At 40.0% G+C, this 851-nt stretch carries 1 protein-coding gene; it reads left to right on the plus strand.

The features are described from left to right. Window positions 1-54: 54 nt before the first annotated feature. Window positions 55-851 (plus strand): AMP-binding protein (locus ACRD7P_RS20940; RefSeq protein WP_430909752.1); only part of this gene is annotated, 797 nt, incomplete at its 3' end.

Here is an 851-nt window from a genome sequence, read left to right on the forward strand (position 1 = left end):
CTCAAGGCTGGAGGGGCGTACGTACCGATAGACCCCGGGTACCCGCAAGAGCGAATCGATTTTATCCTGGAGGATACGGCATCGGCTTTGGTATTGACCCAAGGCAATATAGCCGAAGAGGAGTTGTCCCATTTACCAAAGGGGCAACTATTATTGATAGATGCTGAAGCGTCTTTTTACAATGACAATGCGTTAGAGGACATAACCGTTCCCATACGACCACAAGATCTATGTTATGTGATCTACACTTCCGGTACTACGGGAACCCCTAAAGGGGTGATGGTAGCGCATGGCAACCTTATTAACATGGCCTTTTGTTGGGAACGGAAATATGAACTGAACCAAAGCACACGACTTTTACAAATGGCTAGTTTTTCGTTCGATGTATTTGCGGGAGATTTTTGTCGTGCTTTATTATTTGGGGGTAAATTAATTGTATGTCCCTCTTCGCAGTTGCTAACTCCAGATGGTATATATGACTTAATCAGTGAGCATGAAATCACTATTTTAGAATCTACACCTGGATTGATTATTCCTTTAATGGATTATTTCTATACCAATAAATTAGATTGTCCATCTTTGAAACTATTGATTTTAGGATCGGATACTTGTCAGGTAGGAGATTTTAAAACGTTGCATAATAATTTTGGCAAGCGAATACGTATTCTAAATAGTTATGGGTTAACAGAAACAACGATTGACTGTTCTTTTTATGAATTAGAAAATTCGATTGAACTTGATACACCTACAAATATTCCAATAGGTAAACCGTTGGATAATTATAGGACATATGTGTTGGATAATTTCGGCCAACCTGTACCCGTGGGTGTTGTGGGGGAGTTGTACATTGG

The sequence above is a fragment of the Maribacter sp. 2-571 genome (assembly GCF_050589625.1).
Lineage (GTDB): Bacteria > Bacteroidota > Bacteroidia > Flavobacteriales > Flavobacteriaceae > Pelagihabitans.